The following is a 16,298-nucleotide window of genomic DNA, read 5'->3' as shown; positions in this document are numbered from 1 at the left end:
TATAGCCGATGAATAGACTCGTTAAAAAGGTATTACTTTCTATCTCGGTATTAGGTGTACTTGCAGGGTGTTCGAGTGAAGAAGACACCATAGTGATGGCGCCACTACCCGTTGTGCAAAGTGAGTTCACTCCAAGTACAGAGTGGTCTTCAAGCATAGGTAATGGCGTAGGTCAGTACTTCTCTAAGCTTTCACCAGTTTACGCTTACGACAAACTGTTTGTTGCGAGCCGCGATGGCGTAGTGAAAGCCATGGATCCAGAAACGGGTAAAACCATCTGGCAAACCGAAATCAAAGGTGAAGTAACGGCTCGCCTATCTGGTGGTATTGCAGCCGCTTATCAAAAGCTATATATCGGCAGTGAAAACGGTGAAGTCATTGCTCTTGATGTAGAATCTGGTGAAGAGCTTTGGCGCGCAGAGGTAAACGGTGAGGTACTGGCGAAGCCGGTTGCTGACGCTAGCCTGATTATGGTTCACACCAGTCAAGGCGTGCTTGCTGCGCTTGAGCAAACCAGTGGTGAAGAGCGTTGGGCGATCAGTACTGATGTACCAAACCTAACGCTGCGCGGCGATAGTGCGCCTGCGACGGTTTCCGGTGGTGTTTTCTGGGGTACGGCGAATGGTCGTCTAGCGGCAGCGATTGTCGAGCGTGGTCAGTTGATCTGGCAACAACCAGTGGGCACGCCTAAGGGTGCTACCGAGATCGACCGTTTGGTGGATGTTGATGCCTCGCCAATTATTCTAGGTGGTACGCTTTACACTGTGGGCTTTAACGGTCAGCTGATTTCCATCGACCTTCGCTCGGGTAACCCAATCTGGAAGCGTAATTACTCATCAGCGACGGATATGGCGACAGACAATCGTAGCTTGTTCCTGATTTCAGAAACGGATCATGTAATTGCTGTCGATGCTCGAAGTGGTACCGAGCTTTGGGAAAACAATCTACTAGAAAACCGCCAACTTACGGCGCCTGTTATTGTTGACGGATACGTTGTAGTAGGGGATAGCCTTGGTTATCTTCACTGGATTGACCGTGCAACCGGTGAGTTTGTGGCACAGCAACTCATGAATGACAGCGGTATGTCGGTTGGACCGACTTTAGTCCCTGGTGGCTATGTGATCGTTACTCGTGATGGTGAAATAAAGAAACTCACCATTAACTAGAAAGCGTGATATAATTCACAAACGGCTCCTGGCTGATTTTCAGTTAGGAGCCGTTTTATTGCTGCGAAGCAAAAGGATCTTTTCGAGCTCGGATAGATAGAATACGTTGTGGTTATAGGAAAACGAGAGCATTTTTACCTATAACTACAATAAGAAATAATTGTAGAGGTTAATATGTTACCTGTTGTTGCCCTAGTTGGACGCCCGAATGTGGGTAAGTCGACACTGTTTAATAGACTGACGCGTACGCGTGATGCTTTGGTAGCGGATTTTCCGGGACTAACGCGCGACCGTAAATATGGTCAAGCTCAACTGGGTGAGAATGAGTTCATTGTTATCGATACCGGCGGTATTGATGGCACTGAAGAAGGTGTAGAAACCAAAATGGCGGAACAATCGTTAGCTGCGATTGAAGAAGCTGACGTAGTACTATTCCTTGTAGATGGTCGTGCGGGTTTGACGGTTGCGGATGAAGCGATCGCTAACCACCTACGTAAAATTGAAAAGCCAGCTTTCCTTGTGGTCAACAAGGTAGATGGCATTGATGCTGACGCTGCAAGCGCTGAGTTTTGGCAGCTAGGTGTTGAAAACATGTATCACATCGCTGCGGCTCACGGTCGTGGTGTTACTGCTCTTCTAGACCGCGCCTTGGATCCTTTCTTTGAACACCTATCAGAAGCTGAAGGTGAAATCGAAGATTTGACCATGTTTGAGGATGCGGAAGAAGAGAAACTCGACTACACCGAAGAAGAAGCAGAAGAAGAGTACAAGCGTCTTCAAGATCAGCCAATTAAACTGGCTATCATCGGTCGTCCAAACGTTGGTAAATCGACTCTAACTAACCGTATCCTCGGCGAGGAGCGCGTGGTGGTGTATGACATGCCAGGTACGACACGTGATTCTATCTACATCCCAATGGAGCGTGATGGTCGTGAATATGTTCTGATTGATACAGCGGGTGTACGTCGTCGTAAGCGTATCAACGAGACGGTAGAAAAGTTCTCCGTGGTTCAAACGCTGAAAGCCATTGAAGATTCCAACGTAGTATTGGTTGTAATTGATGCTCGCGAGAATATCTCAGACCAAGATCTTAGCTTGTTAGGCTTTGCCCTTAACGCAGGTCGCTCAATTGTACTTGCTGTGAATAAGTGGGATGGTTTGGATACAGACGTGAAAGAGCAGGTTAAGAAAGAGCTAGACCGTCGTCTAGGCTTTGTAGACTTTGCTCGCATTCACTTCATCTCGGCGCTACACGGTACTGGTGTGGGTCACTTGTTCGAGTCTGTTCAAGAAGCGTATAAGTCAGCGACGACACGTGTGGGTACCTCTGTACTGACTCGTATCATGAAAATGGCAACAGAAGATCACCAGCCACCGATGGTTCGTGGTCGCCGCGTGAAGCTCAAGTATGCGCACGCGGGTGGTTATAACCCACCAATCGTTGTTGTTCACGGTAACCTAGTGAACGAGCTGCCAGATTCATACAAGCGTTACCTCATGAACTACTATCGTCGTTCACTGGAAATTATGGGAACACCAATCCGTATCAACTTCCAGAGCAGCGACAACCCGTTCGAGGGTAAAACGAGTAAGATGACACTTTCTCAAGAGCGCAAGCGTAAGCGCTTGATGAGTATGATGAAAGGTCGTCCGAAGAAATAAGAATAAGCTAAACAGCGCCCTCTCAATAAGAGGGCGCTTTTTTATGGTCTGAACTTCAATGGTGTGAAACACCACGATGAAAGGAAAACAGATGATCACCGCTAGTAAAGTGCACTTCTGCAATCAAACCTGGCAACTAAATAGCCAAATCCAACTCGTCAACCATCATGAAGAACATTGCGATGTGGTGGTGAAAGACACGCCATTCCATCCTGTTAGCCATATCTGGCCTGATCACCCAGCAGACAGGGGAACGTTATCAACAAGCACAGAATCGTATTCAGTTACAGACTGTTTAGTTGGTGCTGTTGAGCTCGAAACCGGAAAGCTCTTTGTCGCGCAGTCCATCCCAGTAAAACGAGATACCGATGGTTGGGTATTTGTCGTGGTGCATCGCATTGCTAAACAAGCCGTATTATCAGAAGGTGAGACGGTTTCCCTGTCGGTAGACAAGGAGTATCAAGATAGCTTAAGCCGTGGCCACAGCGCCGGTCATATAGCGTCATTGGCGCTCAACAAGGTTCTTGCCGAAGCGTATTGGAGAAAAGACGCCGATCGTAAAGATGGGCTAGGGCACTATGATTTTAATAGCTATGCACAGGAGCAGAGCTTTGTATCGCCAGATGCTTGCTTTGATAACTATCGCTTAGGCAAAACGCTCAAAAAGCGTGGTCTTAACACAGCTCAGGTACTTGAAGAGCTTAAAGAGATAGAGTCTAGGGTTAACCAACAGCTTAATCTATGGCTTAGCGAGGGTTCAGCAGTAGAGATGCAGCTTGAAGGTCCTTACCTCACCAGCTCTCGTTACTGGCATTGTAGATTGGACGGGGTGGATGTTGTCATGCCTTGTGGTGGCACGCATGTTACAACAACAAGCAGTCTGAAGCGATTAAACGTTGAACTGCGAGCTATCGATGCCAATTATATCGAAATGCACACCCATGTAAGTCGATAATTAGAAAAACGATCTTTTTATTAAATTTCAATTAGGCTGGTTTATTTTGGTCTTTGTGATATTTAAATCTGCTAAAAATCGAAAAACAGCACATGTAACTTATGCTTTCGGTGTGTGGTTATATAAATGTTCTTTTTTAAGCAGATCGCTGATCAAGCTAGCTTTTGGGGATGATCTAGAAAAGATCGTGTTTTTTGCCGTTCCAGGGTGTACTGGTTCAAATTACGTACAAATATTCCTTTGGTCAATAGTTCATCTATTTGCGCCCTGTGTTAGTATGTGCCGCGAGCGCATAATAAACAGAATGCCAACAGCTTTAGAGTTAGAGCCGTATGGTAGCAAATTAAAAGACGCGAACTATGAATAAAGACTTGCTAATAGATGCCCATAAGGGCATGAATAATTTATTAAAAGAGCTCGCGCTAGGGTTACCCCAAACCCAATTAGTGGAAAGGATAGTTGATCTTACAGAGCGACTATTTCCTAGAAAACGAGTTTCTATTTTATCGTTGGATGAATCGACAAACTGCCTGTTCACGGTAGCCGCCCCTAAGCTACCTATTATGTATAACCAAGCTATTGACGGGATAGAAATTGGTGAGCGAGTGGGATCTTGTGGGGCTGCTGCCTACTTGAAACGCTCTGTGATTGTTGACGATGTAACTAAACACGCCAACTGGACGCCGTTTCTTGAGCTTGCCGCCTCTGCGAATGTGAAAGCTTGCTGGTCGGTACCTGTCATCTCGACTCAAGAGCAATGCTTAGGGACATTCGCTCTCTACGACGAGAGGTGTTCTACCCCGCTCGCGATTGAGATTGAGATACTCGAATCCATGTCTGCCGTGTATTCGGTTGCGCTTGAGAAGTACGCTCTTGAGGATAAGCTTACCTTTCAAGCCCAGATGGATCCGCTTACTCACTGCTTGAATAGACGTGCTCTATTGGAAAGAGTTGAGCAGAGTCACTGCTTTGATGGCAATATTCTCGGCTGCTTTTTTGTTGATATCGACAAGTTCAAGCAGGTGAATGATGAATATGGTCACTGCTTTGGTGACAAAGTACTTGTAGCTGTTTCTGAGCAGCTTAAACATCTTTTGCCTGAACAAGCCGTGCTTGGACGTTATGGCGGTGATGAGTTTTTGGCGTTTTGCTGCTTCCCTGATGAAGACGGCGCCGTCGCTTTTTATCAAACATTGAGCGATGAGCTGAACAAACCCGTAACACTGAATGATACCAATATCTCTGTCAGCGTCGGATTTGCGACCAAACAGTGCTGTTCAGATCTGCCAATGGATAAGTTAATCCGCCAAGCAGACAGCGAAATGTACAAGGTTAAGCGTCGAAATAAGCGTGCAGTACCTCTACGTAGTGCTTCTCCGAGCTTGATTGATATCAATGCGAACCCAGAAAAGAAAGTCGTATGATAGTTAATATTATCACTTTCTAATATAGGTAAGTCATGACGACTCAACAAAACCAGTGCCCTAAGTGCCACTCAGAGCTTGAATGGGATGGGCAGTATCACTGCGGGCAATGCCAAGTCCATTTCAAAAAGATTGGTTTTTGCCCTGACTGCGAAGCAGAGCTGGAGAAACTTCAAGCGTGTGGCTCAGCGAGCTATTTTTGTAATAGCTGTAATGAGCTGAAGTCTAAGTCACGCGTTAAGTTTGTCTTTGAGAGCCTTGTATAGAAGCTAGATGGCAGCTGTCGTCTAGCTGTGATCTTTTATGCTGGTGACCTGAGATTCGATAATGCCATTGTCGAGTTTGGTGGTAATGGTACTGCCGACTTCAACACTCTGAGCGTCGGTGATGACCTGTCCGCGCGCATCTTGGGTGATAGAGTAACCGCGCTGCAACGTCGCCAGTGGGCTGACTGTGTCCAATTTACCTACGGTAACGGCGAATTGATGTTTAGCGCTATCGAGCTGTTTCTGCATGGCTTGCTTGAGCCTGGCTTGTAGCTGATCTAATCGATTGGTTTGTCGGTCGAGCTGGCGAGCTGGTGAGAGTGTCATTAACCTGTGTTGTTTATTGCTCAGGCGCAGTGTCTCTTGAGATAGGCGCTGCTTAATTGCTGAGCTCAAACGGAACTCAAACTCATCAAGAAGCTGGCTCTGCCTCTGAAGCTGGTGCTTTGGATGATGGCTGTTGAGTGCTTGTGTTAGCACAGATAAGTGCTGCTTTTGCTGCGCTAGATAGATCTGCATTACATTACGCAGCCTTTGCTCACGCCCCTTAAGTGATTCATGCTTGTGTGAGGTGTCATTGCTGACAAGCTCAGCCGCAGCACTCGGTGTTGGCGCTCGCACGTCGGCAACGTAGTCCGCTATGGTGACGTCGATTTCATGCCCGACCGCACTAATGATTGGAATTTGGCTAGCCGCGATGGTCCTTGCTACGATCTCATGGTTAAAACACCAAAGATCTTCCAGCGAGCCGCCACCTCGACCCACTATCAATACATCACACTCGTTACGGCTGTTGGCGCGTCCAATTGCCTGCGCAATCTCAATCGCTGCCGCATCACCTTGCACTGTTGTCGGATAGATAACGACAGGCAGTGATGGGTCGCGTCTTTTCAGTACATCGAGAATATCGAACAGAGCGGCGCCAGTTTTGGAGGTGATGATACCTACACGTTTAGGATGAGAGGGGAGAGGTTGCTTTAAAGACTGTGAGAACAAGCCTTCAGCTGCGAGAGACATCTTTAGCTTCTCGAACTCTTGCTGCAATCTTCCATCGCCCTCGGGCTGCATTGATTCAATGATCAGCTGATAATCACCACGCGGCTCGTACAACGAGAGACGCGCCTTTACCAATACCTGATTGCCATTAGCTGGCTTAAAGGTGACTCGGCGATTATTACCACGAAACATAGCGCACTTAACTTGAGCGCGAGAGTCTTTTAGCGTGAGGTACCAATGGCCGGATACAGGTGCGGAAAAGTTAGAGATTTCACCGACTAACCAGACAATCCCCATTTCATTTTCTAGCAATAAACGTACTTCGGAATTCAGACGAGAGACCGTGTAAATGTTCTGATTGGAAGAAGATGAATGAGAAGTAGATCGCGGGGATAGGGACACAGCTAATCTCAAAGACGTGAGTATGGAAATTAGCGGCAATATAATACATATCAAGGGGGTAAATGCAAATAAAAAATAGAAAAATGTGTAGCCAAGCGATTTCGTCGGGCGTATAATCCCACCGCAATATCTAATCCAAATGACCTTATTATGCGAAACGATAAGGGCGGATTATCCTTTAAACTCCTCTATTGTGAGATATTGCAAATGCTAAGAATTGCCAAAGAAGCGCTGACGTTCGATGATGTACTACTCGTTCCAGCTCACTCCACCGTTCTCCCAAACACAGCTGATCTTCGCACTCGGCTGACCAAGAATATCACTCTGAATATTCCAATGATCTCTGCGTCTATGGACACAGTGACAGAAGCGCGTCTTGCGATCGCGCTAGCCCAAGAAGGTGGCATTGGCTTTATCCACAAGAACATGTCTATTGAGCAACAAGCTGAGCAGGTTCGTCTAGTAAAAATCTTTGAAGCAGGCGTGGTGACTAACCCAGTAACGGTTAGCCCTGATGCATCTATCGCTGACGTGGTAGCGCTGACTGATAAGCACGGCTTCGCTGGTTTCCCTGTTGTTGCTGAAAACAACGAGCTTGTAGGCATCATCACTGGTCGTGATGTTCGCTTTGTTACTGACCTTTCTAAGAAAGTAGAAGCAGTAATGACGCCAAAAGAGCGCCTAGCCTCTGTTAAAGAAGGTGCTTCTCGTGAAGAAGTACAAGAAGAGATGCACCGCGCACGTGTTGAGAAGGTACTGGTTGTAAACGACGAGTTCCAACTTACCGGTATGATCACAGCAAAAGATTTCCACAAAGCAGAACGTAAGCCTAACGCATGTAAAGATGCGCAAGGTCGTCTACGCGTTGGTGCTGCAGTGGGTGCTGGCGCTGGCAACGAAGAACGCGTTAAAGCGCTTGTTGAAGCTGGTGTTGACGTTCTACTAATCGACTCTTCACACGGTCACTCTGAAGGTGTTCTAAACCGTATCCGCGAAACTCGCGCAGCCTACCCAGATCTCGACATCATTGGCGGCAACGTAGCGACAGCTGCAGGTGCTAAAGCACTGATTGAAGCTGGCGTAAGCGCAGTTAAAGTAGGTATCGGCCCTGGTTCAATCTGTACAACTCGTATCGTAACGGGTGTTGGTGTACCTCAAATCACAGCGATTTCAGACGCGGCAGCGGCAGCTGAAGAGTATGGCATCCCAGTTATCGCTGACGGCGGTATCCGTTTCTCAGGTGATATCTGTAAAGCGATCGTAGCTGGCGCATCTTGTGTCATGGTTGGCTCAATGTTCGCTGGTACTGAAGAAGCACCAGGTGAAGTTATCCTTTACCAAGGTCGTTCATACAAAGCTTACCGTGGCATGGGTTCTCTTGGCGCAATGTCTCAAGGCTCTTCTGACCGTTACTTCCAATCTGACAACGCGGCTGACAAGCTGGTTCCAGAGGGTATCGAAGGTCGTATCGCTTACAAAGGTCGCCTAAAAGAGATCGTTCACCAGCAAATGGGTGGTCTTCGTTCAAGCATGGGTCTAACTGGCTCTGCAACTATCGAAGACATGCGTACTAAAGCAGAATTCGTTCGCATCTCTGGTGCGGGTCTAAACGAATCTCACGTACACGACGTTCAAATCACCAAGGAAGCACCTAACTACCGTTTGGGTTAATTAATCGCTCAGGTTAATTAGCCACTTAGGTTAATAACGACAACGTAGTCAAATAAATCCTACGTAAACGTTTGCTTTTTTCCTTGAAGCAAAGATGAGAGGCGGGTAAACTCGCCTCCGTTTTCAACACTTAGCTGATAAGATTGCCCAAAATGACGAAAAATATTCATGACCAACGAATTCTGATTCTAGACTTCGGTTCTCAATACACACAGCTAGTAGCACGTCGTGTTCGTGAAATCGGTGTTTACTGTGAACTATGGAGCTGGGACGTAGAAGAAGCGGATATTCGTGAATTCAACCCAGACGGTATCATCCTATCTGGTGGTCCAGAAAGCGTTACGGAAGACAACTCTCCACGTGCTCCTCAGTACGTATTTGATTCAGGTGTTCCAGTTCTTGGTGTGTGCTACGGCATGCAGACCATGGCTGAGCAGCTTGGCGGTAAAGTAGCGGGCTCTAACGAGCGTGAATTTGGCTACGCACAAGTTAAAGTATCTGGTGACTCTGCAATCTTTAAAGATCTTGAAGATACTCAAGATGTTTGGATGAGCCACGGCGACAAAGTTGTTGAAATCCCGGCAGACTTCGTAAAAGTTGGTGAGACGGATACCTGTCCGTACGCAGCAATGGCAAACGAAGAGAAGAAATACTACGGTGTTCAGTTCCACCCTGAAGTAACGCACACTAAGCAAGGCCTGCAAATGCTAGAGAACTTCGTTCTTGGTGCTTGTGGCTGTGAGCGTCTATGGACGCCAGGTTCTATCATCGAAGACGCGGTTGCTCGCATTAAAGAGCAAGTAGGCGACGATGAAGTGATTCTTGGTCTGTCTGGCGGTGTTGACTCATCAGTGGTAGCGATGCTTGTTCACCGCGCTATCGGCGACAAGCTGACCTGTGTATTCGTAGACAACGGTCTTCTTCGTCTAAACGAAGGCCAGCAAGTGATGGAGATGTTTGGCGACAAGTTCGGCCTAAACATCATCAAGGTAGATGCAGAAGAGCGTTTCCTTGCAGCACTTGAAGGCAAGTCTGATCCAGAAGAGAAGCGTAAGACTATCGGTCACGTATTCGTAGACGTATTCGACGAAGAGTCGAAGAAGCTAGAAAACGCGAAGTGGCTAGCTCAGGGTACTATCTACCCAGACGTTATTGAATCTGCAGCATCGAAAACAGGTAAAGCACACGTCATCAAATCGCACCACAACGTGGGCGGTCTTCCTGATGATATGGAAATGGGTCTTGTTGAGCCGCTTCGCGAGCTATTCAAAGACGAAGTACGTAAGATCGGTCTAGAGCTAGGTCTTCCATACAATATGCTTTATCGTCACCCATTCCCAGGTCCAGGTCTAGGTGTTCGTGTTCTTGGCGAGATCAAGAAAGAGTACTGTGATCTACTGCGTCGTGCCGATGCTATCTTCATTGAAGAGCTGCACAATGCAGACCTTTATCACAAAGTATCTCAGGCGTTCACGGTATTCCTACCAGTTCGCTCTGTAGGTGTAATGGGCGATGGCCGTAAGTACGACTGGGTTGTTTCTCTACGTGCGGTTGAGACTATCGACTTTATGACCGCTCACTGGGCGCACCTACCATACGACTTCCTAGGTAAGGTTTCTAACCGTATCATCAACGAAGTAGACGGTATCTCTCGCGTTGTTTACGATATCTCTGGTAAGCCACCAGCGACTATCGAGTGGGAATAACCCTCGATAACTATTCTCTTCGATAAGTAACCTCTTTGAGATAAGTTAGATTGTAAAAAGCCGACGTTATGTCGGCTTTTTTTACGCGTGTCGGAAAAGACTGAATACGAATATGCAATCGGTAAAACTTAGATTGCAAATAATGGGTCTGCTCAACATTTACATTTTGAATTAAAATTTTCCTACAATTTTTGTAACTAATTTTGAATTTAGGGCTCTTTGACAATGTCTAACAAACTCGCTAACCCAGCGCCGCTTGGCCTTATGGGTTTTGGTATGACGACCATTCTACTTAACATCCACAACGCAGGTTTCTTCCCGATTGATTCGATGATCCTAGCGATGGGTATTTTCTATGGCGGTCTAAGCCAAGTGTTTGTTGGCATGATGTGCTTTAAACGTGGTGACACATTTGGCACCACGGCTTTCACTTCGTACGGTCTATTCTGGCTGACGCTGGTAGGCATTATTGTTATGCCTTACATGGGTCTTCCTGCAAGTCCGGCGAAGTTTATGGGCTGGTACTTACTGCTTTGGGGCGTATTTACTGGTTTCATGTTTATCGGTTCACTTTGCTACCCAGTGGCTAAGCAAGTTGTATTTGGTTCATTGACCATTCTGTTCTTCTTGCTGGCTGCCCGTGATTTCTTCGGCAGTGAACTGATCGGTACCATCGCTGGCTTTGAAGGCATTTTCTGTGGCGCTAGCGCGATTTACTTCGCAATGGCTCAAGTGCTGAATAACGAGTACGGCCGCACTATTTTGCCTATCGGTGAGAAAAAAGCGCCAGTAACTTCTGCGCAAGAAGTGGCGGCATAATTCAAGTTTCATTCATTCGGGAACAGTGAATGACAAAAGGGGTAGCTAAGCTACCCCTTTTTCTTTTCATATAAATTATTGGCTATTTGAGTCATCCCTGCGTAGGCAGGGATCTACCCAAAGCGATCGCCAGCTCATTACGACGTCTGCGTCTGAGTCGACCCAGAATCCGCCTCTTGAGCCGCTTCAGGCTTTTTACCTGTCTTGCGCTCGTATCGACCTTCCCAGTAATCTGCGTTCTTGATACCAAGTGCGACCGGGTTAAACGTATATTCTTCAACCCCTTCTTTTTGCTGCTTCTCGTAGTCTTTAAGTGCCACGATAGCTGGTTTAGCAATGAAGAAGATAATCAAGATACCAACAATGTTTAGCCAAGCCATGAGACCTACACCCACATCACCCATCGCCCAAGCTAGGTTCGCGGCTTTGACCGTACCGTAGAACACCGAGGTAATCAGAACCAGCTTCAATAGGAACATCAGGCCATTTACCTTAAAGGTACGACGAATGTAAGCAATATTGGTTTCTGCAATGTAGTAGTAAGCAAGAATAGTGGTAAAGGCGAAGAAGAACAGTGCGAATGCAATGAACAGTTTACCCACACCTGGCATCGTACTTTCAATCGCTAACTGAGTGAATGCAGGGCCATTAGCGCCAACGGTTTCAGCGAGGTTTTGAACTAGGAATGTACTCTCAGGACCGTGCACGTTGTACGCGCCAGTGATAAGAATCATAAATGCCGTTGCCGAACAAACAAGCAAGGTATCAATGTAGATAGAGAAAGATTGAACCAGACCTTGCTGCGCAGGGTGATCAACGTTCGCTGCTGCCGCTGCGTGAGGGCCGGTACCTTGACCTGCTTCGTTTGAGTAAACACCACGCTTAACACCCCAACCAATTGCGGCACCAAAGCCCGCCATAGGTGTAAAGGCATCGCCGATAATCATACCCACGATACGTGGCACTTCACCGATGTTCAGAAGAATGATCACAAACGCGATGATGATGTATGCAAGCGCCATGAAAGGAACAACAATTTGCGTGAAATGCGCAATACGCTTAACACCGCCGAAGATGATGAAGGCTAGGATGATAGAGATAACAGCGCCAGTGAAAATTTTTGCAAAACTGATAGTACCAATCGCTGTGTCAATCATCGCACCAGAGCCAAATGCGGTCTCTACTGCGTTACCGATACTGTTCGATTGAACACCCGGAAGTAGGACACCACACGCAAAGATAGTCGCGATAGCAAAAATCCACGCGTACCACTTTTGGCCCATAGCTTTTTCAATGTAGTAAGCTGGACCACCACGGAACTCGCCACGATCTTCTTCTTTATAGATTTGCGCGAGTGTCGATTCGATGTAGGCCGTCGCTGCACCAAAGAAGGCAACCATCCACATCCAGAAAACAGCGCCAGGACCACCGAAACCGATAGCCGCAGCCACACCTGCAATGTTACCTGTACCAACACGGCCAGATAGTGAAACGGCAAGCGCCTGGAACGATGAAATACCTTTTTCAGAGCTCTTACCAGATAGCAGTAGACGCCACATTTCGAAGAAATGACGGACTTGTACAAATCGAGTAAGAATGGAATAGAAAAGGCCTGCACCAAGACATAAATAAATAAGAGCGGGACTCCAGATAATCCCGTTTAAAAAATCAACTAAAGACTGCATAGTTCTTCCCTGTAAAGCTGGGGATGAGGTCGAAGCTCAGCGACTCATGGTCTGATTGTTCGACATCACTTGTTGATGCTCATCCTTTATCAATCGTCCTTGCTTGCACGAAAAGCATGATGAAAGAGAGCGCGAGGTGTTTGAACATACCAAACACGAGTCGATATCCTACCTAACTTTGTTGCTAATGTTAAACTCAGTTGTAAATATTGTGTTAACGCGTGACTTTGGGCACAAAATCCGAAATGCGGGTTGAGGATGTGATTTTTGTTTGTTAAATGAGCGGTTACGAGAGAAAAAAAAGCCGACCAAGAGGTCGGCATCGTCGCGTTATTTTGTATCAAGACCTTGCTGCCAAAAGGCAATTTCCATTCTTGTTGCTGTTTTAAACACATGTATGAGCTCTTGGCCTCTCGGGCTGTCGAGCTCAATGTCTTTGAGTAAGGTGTCCAAACGCTCAATACTCACCTGAACGCCTGATTGAAAATCTTCACCGGCATAAAGCTCTATCCAGCTGCGATATGGGTTGTCTTCTAATACTGTAGTGGGTGACTCGATGAGCGCTTTACCGATCACGGCATAGCCGATAGCGCAAGGTGCCAAAGCCGCATACAGGTCAACAAGCTCGCCGGTCATGCCGGCATCGAGTACATAGCGGGTATACGCCACGGTACCAAAGTCTTCTGTTTCCGCTTCCATGTCAGCTTCAGTAATGCCCCACTGGCTACAATATGAAACATGATGACCTATCTCAGACTCAAGTAGGGCAGCCACACTAGGTACTGCCTCACGCATTTGAGTCAGTGTTTTGGATTTATAGATCGCCAAGGCGTAAGCGCGGGCATATTGCTTTAGAAACAGAAAGTCCTGCTTTAGGTAGTGCAAATACGCTTTTTGCTCAAGCTGACCTTTAGCAAGTTGCTGTACAAATTCATGTTCGGTATAGCCTTGCCATTCTTTTTGGCAGGCATTGATAAGGTCTTGATGGTTCATAATTGCTCCTACAGTACAGGTACCATGGTCTCTGCTGCTGGTTTACTCGAGATGATCTTGTGCTGGTACATGAAGTCTGTGAAGGCATCATACTTAGCAGCGTCGATAGCAGATGGACGCAGCGCAAATCGTGTTAGCGTGTCGCGCCATGCTCGTTTGTTAAGCTCGTTGTTTAGCGTGTCTGGCGCGTAAGCCACAAACTGGGTCCAAGATTCTTGAGGGTGATTGACGATGTAGGTTGTCGCTTTCTCGATAGCACGGTTGAATTTAGCGATGGCCTCTTTGTCATGAGTCTTTGCATTAGCAACAAAAACCAGTTCTTCATAGGTCGGAACGCCATGCTCTTCAGGGAAGAAGGCCTTTGGTTTGAAGCCCTCGAGCTCTAGTTGGTTTGTTTCGAAGTTACGCAGACCGCCCCAAATGGCATCAACCTTACCTGACGCTAATGACGATGACAGTGCCCAGCCAACGTTGATGATTTGCACATCTTTGTACGCGACGCCTTCGGTTTGCAGCATCGTGCCTATGGTCGCTTCTTCATTACCTGCAATAGCGATACCGATCTTTTTGCCTTTGAGATCCGCGAGAGAATTGATCTTGCCATTATCCAATACCATCATGGTGTTCAGAGGGGTAGCAATGAGCGTTGCACTGCGAATAAGAGGCAAACCTGCCGCAACATCAATCGTTAGGCTGGTTTGATACGAAACCGCCATGTCCACCTTGCCTGTTGCAACCAGCTTAGCTGGTGTACTCGGATCGGCAGGCTCTTGGATGTTGACTTCTAGCCCTTGCTCTTCAAAGTAGCCACGCTCATGAGCAATGACGATGGGGCCGTGATTAGGGTTCACGAACCAGTCAAGCATCAGCGTTATCGACTTATCGGCAGCGCTTGCTGCGAATGTCGTCATAGCAGTGAGCAGCGCTGCGATGACTTTAGTTGTCGTGGATTTCATACTTTTTCCTTTTGAATTTAGTTATTTTCCCATGGGATAAGGCGTCTTAGCGCCCAATCTGTAATGAAGTAGAGAGAGACAGATACAGCCGCCAAAATAAACAGGGCTGCAAACATCTCGTCGATGAGCATGCGAGCATTGGTTTGCAGCATGAGGTAGCCAAGCCCTTCACTTGAACCCACCCATTCGCCGGCAACGGCGCCAATCGGTGCGACAACCACAGCAACACGAATGCCCGATGCTAGTACAGGCAAAGATGCTGGCAAGCGGATATGCCAAAGCTGACGCCAGCGATTTGCGCCCATTGTTTGTGAGAGATCTAAATAGCCCGTCGGCGTATTTCGCAATCCGTCATAACAGCAGGTGGTTACCGGAAAAAAGATAATCAGTGCAGCCATGACAACTTTAGAGGCAATGCCATACCCTAACCAAAGCATCAGAATGGGTGCCAGTGCGAATACAGGGATCGCTTGGCTAGTAATAAGAATCGGCAGTAGCCAGCGTTTTACTGGCTGAAACAGCAGCATCTGCAGAGCAAAGAAAAGCCCCATAGACAGTCCAAGTAACAGACCCAGTAATATCTCTTGGCTAGTCACCCAGGTATGCTTGAGCAACACATCATGGCGTTCGAAAAGCTTTATAAATACCGCCTCTGGCGCAGGGAGGATAAAGCTTGGCATATCGAATACAACCACAATGCTCTTCCAGATAGCCAAGATAATCACCAAGCTAATGATCACGCGCATCATGGCGCTTAAACCTTGCTTTGACGCTTGTTTTTGGCTTCGATTCGCAACCTCAGCGAGTGGCGTCATGGGAGCCTCCTTGCCGTTCAGCGACATCGAGTTTTTCTGTGTGACTCCCAGCTAAGTGCTCGAGTATGGATTGTTGAATAGCCGCGAACTCGCCGTCTATATCACGAGGTATTCCTTGCTTTGGTGGAGTAATGCTGTGCAGTCGCGCGGGCTTACCATTCATGACTAGGATCTGCTCACCCAAACGAAGCGCCTCTTGCGGATCATGGGTAATCAGCAGCACAGTTTTGTCTTTGAGTAGGTTAGCTGCGAGCGCTTGTAGCTTGTAGCGCGTGACGGCATCGAGCGCTGAAAAAGGCTCATCCATCAACACGACGGACTTATCTTGCATTAAGGTGCGAGCTAATGCGACACGTTGCCTTTGGCCACCAGATAGATCATTGGGGTTTGAAGCGGCTTTATCCGCTAGCCCCACTTTCTCCAGCAGTGACAGTGCTTTTTGAAGAGTCCGCGCGTCCACTTTCTTGCCATTTAAGCGAGAGGCTAGGCACACATTATCGAGCACGGATAGCCATGGCATTAGCAGATCTTGCTGCGCCATGTAGGCAACCTGATCGGCTAGCACGTCAAGTGGTGGGGAAAACTCTATTGCTGAAAACTCGACCTTATCAGTGAGCAACCCGGCTATGTAGCGTAGCAACGTCGATTTTCCACAGCCACTTGGACCAAGAATGGCCGTCCATGTAGCCGGTTCAAATCTCACTTCTAACCCTGAGAATATTGCGCTGCTATCGCCCAAATACCTAAGGGTCGCTCCTTGAATACGAATTGGCGTCATTGGT

14 protein-coding genes are annotated in these 16,298 nt (G+C 47.3%); 8 read left to right on the top strand and 6 right to left on the bottom strand.

What is annotated here, in order from left to right; translation table 11 throughout:
• The first annotated feature begins 8 nt into the window (after positions 1–8).
• From bamB to AC6I8U_RS13040, 5 genes are all read left to right on the top strand, one after another.
• The gene (bamB, locus tag AC6I8U_RS13060) at positions 9–1,166 is read left to right on the top strand and encodes an outer membrane protein assembly factor BamB (RefSeq protein ID WP_498017116.1); all 1,158 of its coding nucleotides are present in this window, start codon (positions 9–11) and stop codon (positions 1,164–1,166) included.
• A gap of 174 nt (positions 1,167–1,340) precedes the next feature.
• A complete protein-coding gene (gene der, locus AC6I8U_RS13055; protein WP_498017115.1) occupies positions 1,341–2,828 on the top strand; it encodes a ribosome biogenesis GTPase Der in 1,488 nt (495 codons plus the stop codon).
• A 91-nt stretch (positions 2,829–2,919) separates the two neighbouring features.
• Complete coding sequence (locus AC6I8U_RS13050; protein ID WP_498017114.1) at positions 2,920–3,783, top strand: alanyl-tRNA editing protein; 864 nt, start codon at positions 2,920–2,922, stop codon at positions 3,781–3,783.
• Positions 3,784–4,142: 359 nt separating this feature from the next.
• Positions 4,143–5,207 (top strand): sensor domain-containing diguanylate cyclase, encoded by a 1,065-nt coding sequence (locus AC6I8U_RS13045; RefSeq protein WP_234494432.1) that lies wholly within the window; start codon positions 4,143–4,145, stop codon positions 5,205–5,207.
• A 35-nt stretch (positions 5,208–5,242) separates the two neighbouring features.
• Positions 5,243–5,473: a zinc ribbon domain-containing protein gene (locus AC6I8U_RS13040; RefSeq protein ID WP_498017113.1), complete on the top strand. Its 231-nt coding sequence runs from the start codon at positions 5,243–5,245 to the stop codon at positions 5,471–5,473.
• 21 nt (positions 5,474–5,494) lie between these two features.
• On the opposite strand, the gene xseA is transcribed toward AC6I8U_RS13040, so the two are convergent.
• Complete coding sequence (xseA, locus tag AC6I8U_RS13035) at positions 5,495–6,871, bottom strand: exodeoxyribonuclease VII large subunit (RefSeq protein ID WP_498017112.1); 1,377 nt, start codon at positions 6,869–6,871, stop codon at positions 5,495–5,497.
• A 207-nt stretch (positions 6,872–7,078) separates the two neighbouring features.
• Here xseA and guaB point away from each other — a divergent pair, with 207 nt between their 5' ends.
• The 3 genes from guaB (at position 7,079) to AC6I8U_RS13020 (ending at position 11,067) form a co-directional block, all read left to right on the top strand.
• Positions 7,079–8,542: an IMP dehydrogenase gene (gene guaB, locus AC6I8U_RS13030; RefSeq protein ID WP_234496115.1), complete on the top strand. Its 1,464-nt coding sequence runs from the start codon at positions 7,079–7,081 to the stop codon at positions 8,540–8,542.
• A 152-nt stretch (positions 8,543–8,694) separates the two neighbouring features.
• Complete coding sequence (gene guaA / locus AC6I8U_RS13025; protein ID WP_498017111.1) at positions 8,695–10,248, top strand: glutamine-hydrolyzing GMP synthase; 1,554 nt, start codon at positions 8,695–8,697, stop codon at positions 10,246–10,248.
• A 225-nt stretch (positions 10,249–10,473) separates the two neighbouring features.
• Entirely contained in the window at positions 10,474–11,067 is a 594-nt protein-coding gene (locus tag AC6I8U_RS13020; protein WP_128647903.1) for an acetate uptake transporter, read from the top strand.
• A 137-nt stretch (positions 11,068–11,204) separates the two neighbouring features.
• Here AC6I8U_RS13020 and AC6I8U_RS13015 read toward each other — a convergent pair whose 3' ends face one another.
• The 5 genes from AC6I8U_RS13015 to AC6I8U_RS12995 form a co-directional block, all read right to left on the bottom strand.
• Positions 11,205–12,752 (bottom strand): alanine/glycine:cation symporter family protein, encoded by a 1,548-nt coding sequence (locus AC6I8U_RS13015; protein ID WP_498017110.1) that lies wholly within the window; start codon positions 12,750–12,752, stop codon positions 11,205–11,207.
• A gap of 330 nt (positions 12,753–13,082) precedes the next feature.
• Positions 13,083–13,745, bottom strand: a complete 663-nt coding sequence (tenA, locus tag AC6I8U_RS13010; protein WP_498017109.1) for a thiaminase II — start codon at positions 13,743–13,745, stop codon at positions 13,083–13,085.
• 8 nt (positions 13,746–13,753) lie between these two features.
• Positions 13,754–14,701 (bottom strand): ABC transporter substrate-binding protein, encoded by a 948-nt coding sequence (locus AC6I8U_RS13005; protein WP_498017108.1) that lies wholly within the window; start codon positions 14,699–14,701, stop codon positions 13,754–13,756.
• A gap of 17 nt (positions 14,702–14,718) precedes the next feature.
• On the bottom strand, positions 14,719–15,516 hold the full coding sequence (locus tag AC6I8U_RS13000; RefSeq protein WP_498017107.1) for an ABC transporter permease: 798 nt from the start codon (positions 15,514–15,516) through the stop codon (positions 14,719–14,721).
• Entirely contained in the window at positions 15,500–16,294 is a 795-nt protein-coding gene (locus AC6I8U_RS12995) for an ABC transporter ATP-binding protein (RefSeq protein ID WP_128647899.1), read from the bottom strand. Before AC6I8U_RS12995 ends, AC6I8U_RS13000 begins: the two co-directional genes overlap by 17 nt.
• Positions 16,295–16,298: the final 4 nt, after the last annotated feature.

This window comes from Vibrio sp. KUL80, assembly GCF_059725495.1.
The sequence above is the reverse complement of the archived record's forward strand: the minus strand, read 5'-3'. Positions and strand labels throughout refer to the sequence as shown.

Bases quoted from the DNA above. Each gene is read 5' to 3' on its own strand.
- bamB (WP_498017116.1), top strand. From the start codon at position 9: ATGAATAGACTCGTTAAAAAGGTATTACTTTCTATCTCGGTATTAGGT.
- der (WP_498017115.1), top strand. From the start codon at position 1,341: ATGTTACCTGTTGTTGCCCTAGTTGGACGCCCGAATGTGGGTAAGTCG.
- AC6I8U_RS13050 (WP_498017114.1), top strand. From the start codon at position 2,920: ATGATCACCGCTAGTAAAGTGCACTTCTGCAATCAAACCTGGCAACTA.
- AC6I8U_RS13045 (WP_234494432.1), top strand. From the start codon at position 4,143: ATGAATAAAGACTTGCTAATAGATGCCCATAAGGGCATGAATAATTTA.
- AC6I8U_RS13040 (WP_498017113.1), top strand. From the start codon at position 5,243: ATGACGACTCAACAAAACCAGTGCCCTAAGTGCCACTCAGAGCTTGAA.
- guaB (WP_234496115.1), top strand. From the start codon at position 7,079: ATGCTAAGAATTGCCAAAGAAGCGCTGACGTTCGATGATGTACTACTC.
- guaA (WP_498017111.1), top strand. From the start codon at position 8,695: ATGACGAAAAATATTCATGACCAACGAATTCTGATTCTAGACTTCGGT.
- AC6I8U_RS13020 (WP_128647903.1), top strand. From the start codon at position 10,474: ATGTCTAACAAACTCGCTAACCCAGCGCCGCTTGGCCTTATGGGTTTT.
- AC6I8U_RS13015 (WP_498017110.1), bottom strand. From the start codon at position 12,752: ATGCAGTCTTTAGTTGATTTTTTAAACGGGATTATCTGGAGTCCCGCT.
- tenA (WP_498017109.1), bottom strand. From the start codon at position 13,745: ATGAACCATCAAGACCTTATCAATGCCTGCCAAAAAGAATGGCAAGGC.
- AC6I8U_RS13005 (WP_498017108.1), bottom strand. From the start codon at position 14,701: ATGAAATCCACGACAACTAAAGTCATCGCAGCGCTGCTCACTGCTATG.
- AC6I8U_RS13000 (WP_498017107.1), bottom strand. From the start codon at position 15,516: ATGACGCCACTCGCTGAGGTTGCGAATCGAAGCCAAAAACAAGCGTCA.
- AC6I8U_RS12995 (WP_128647899.1), bottom strand. From the start codon at position 16,294: ATGACGCCAATTCGTATTCAAGGAGCGACCCTTAGGTATTTGGGCGAT.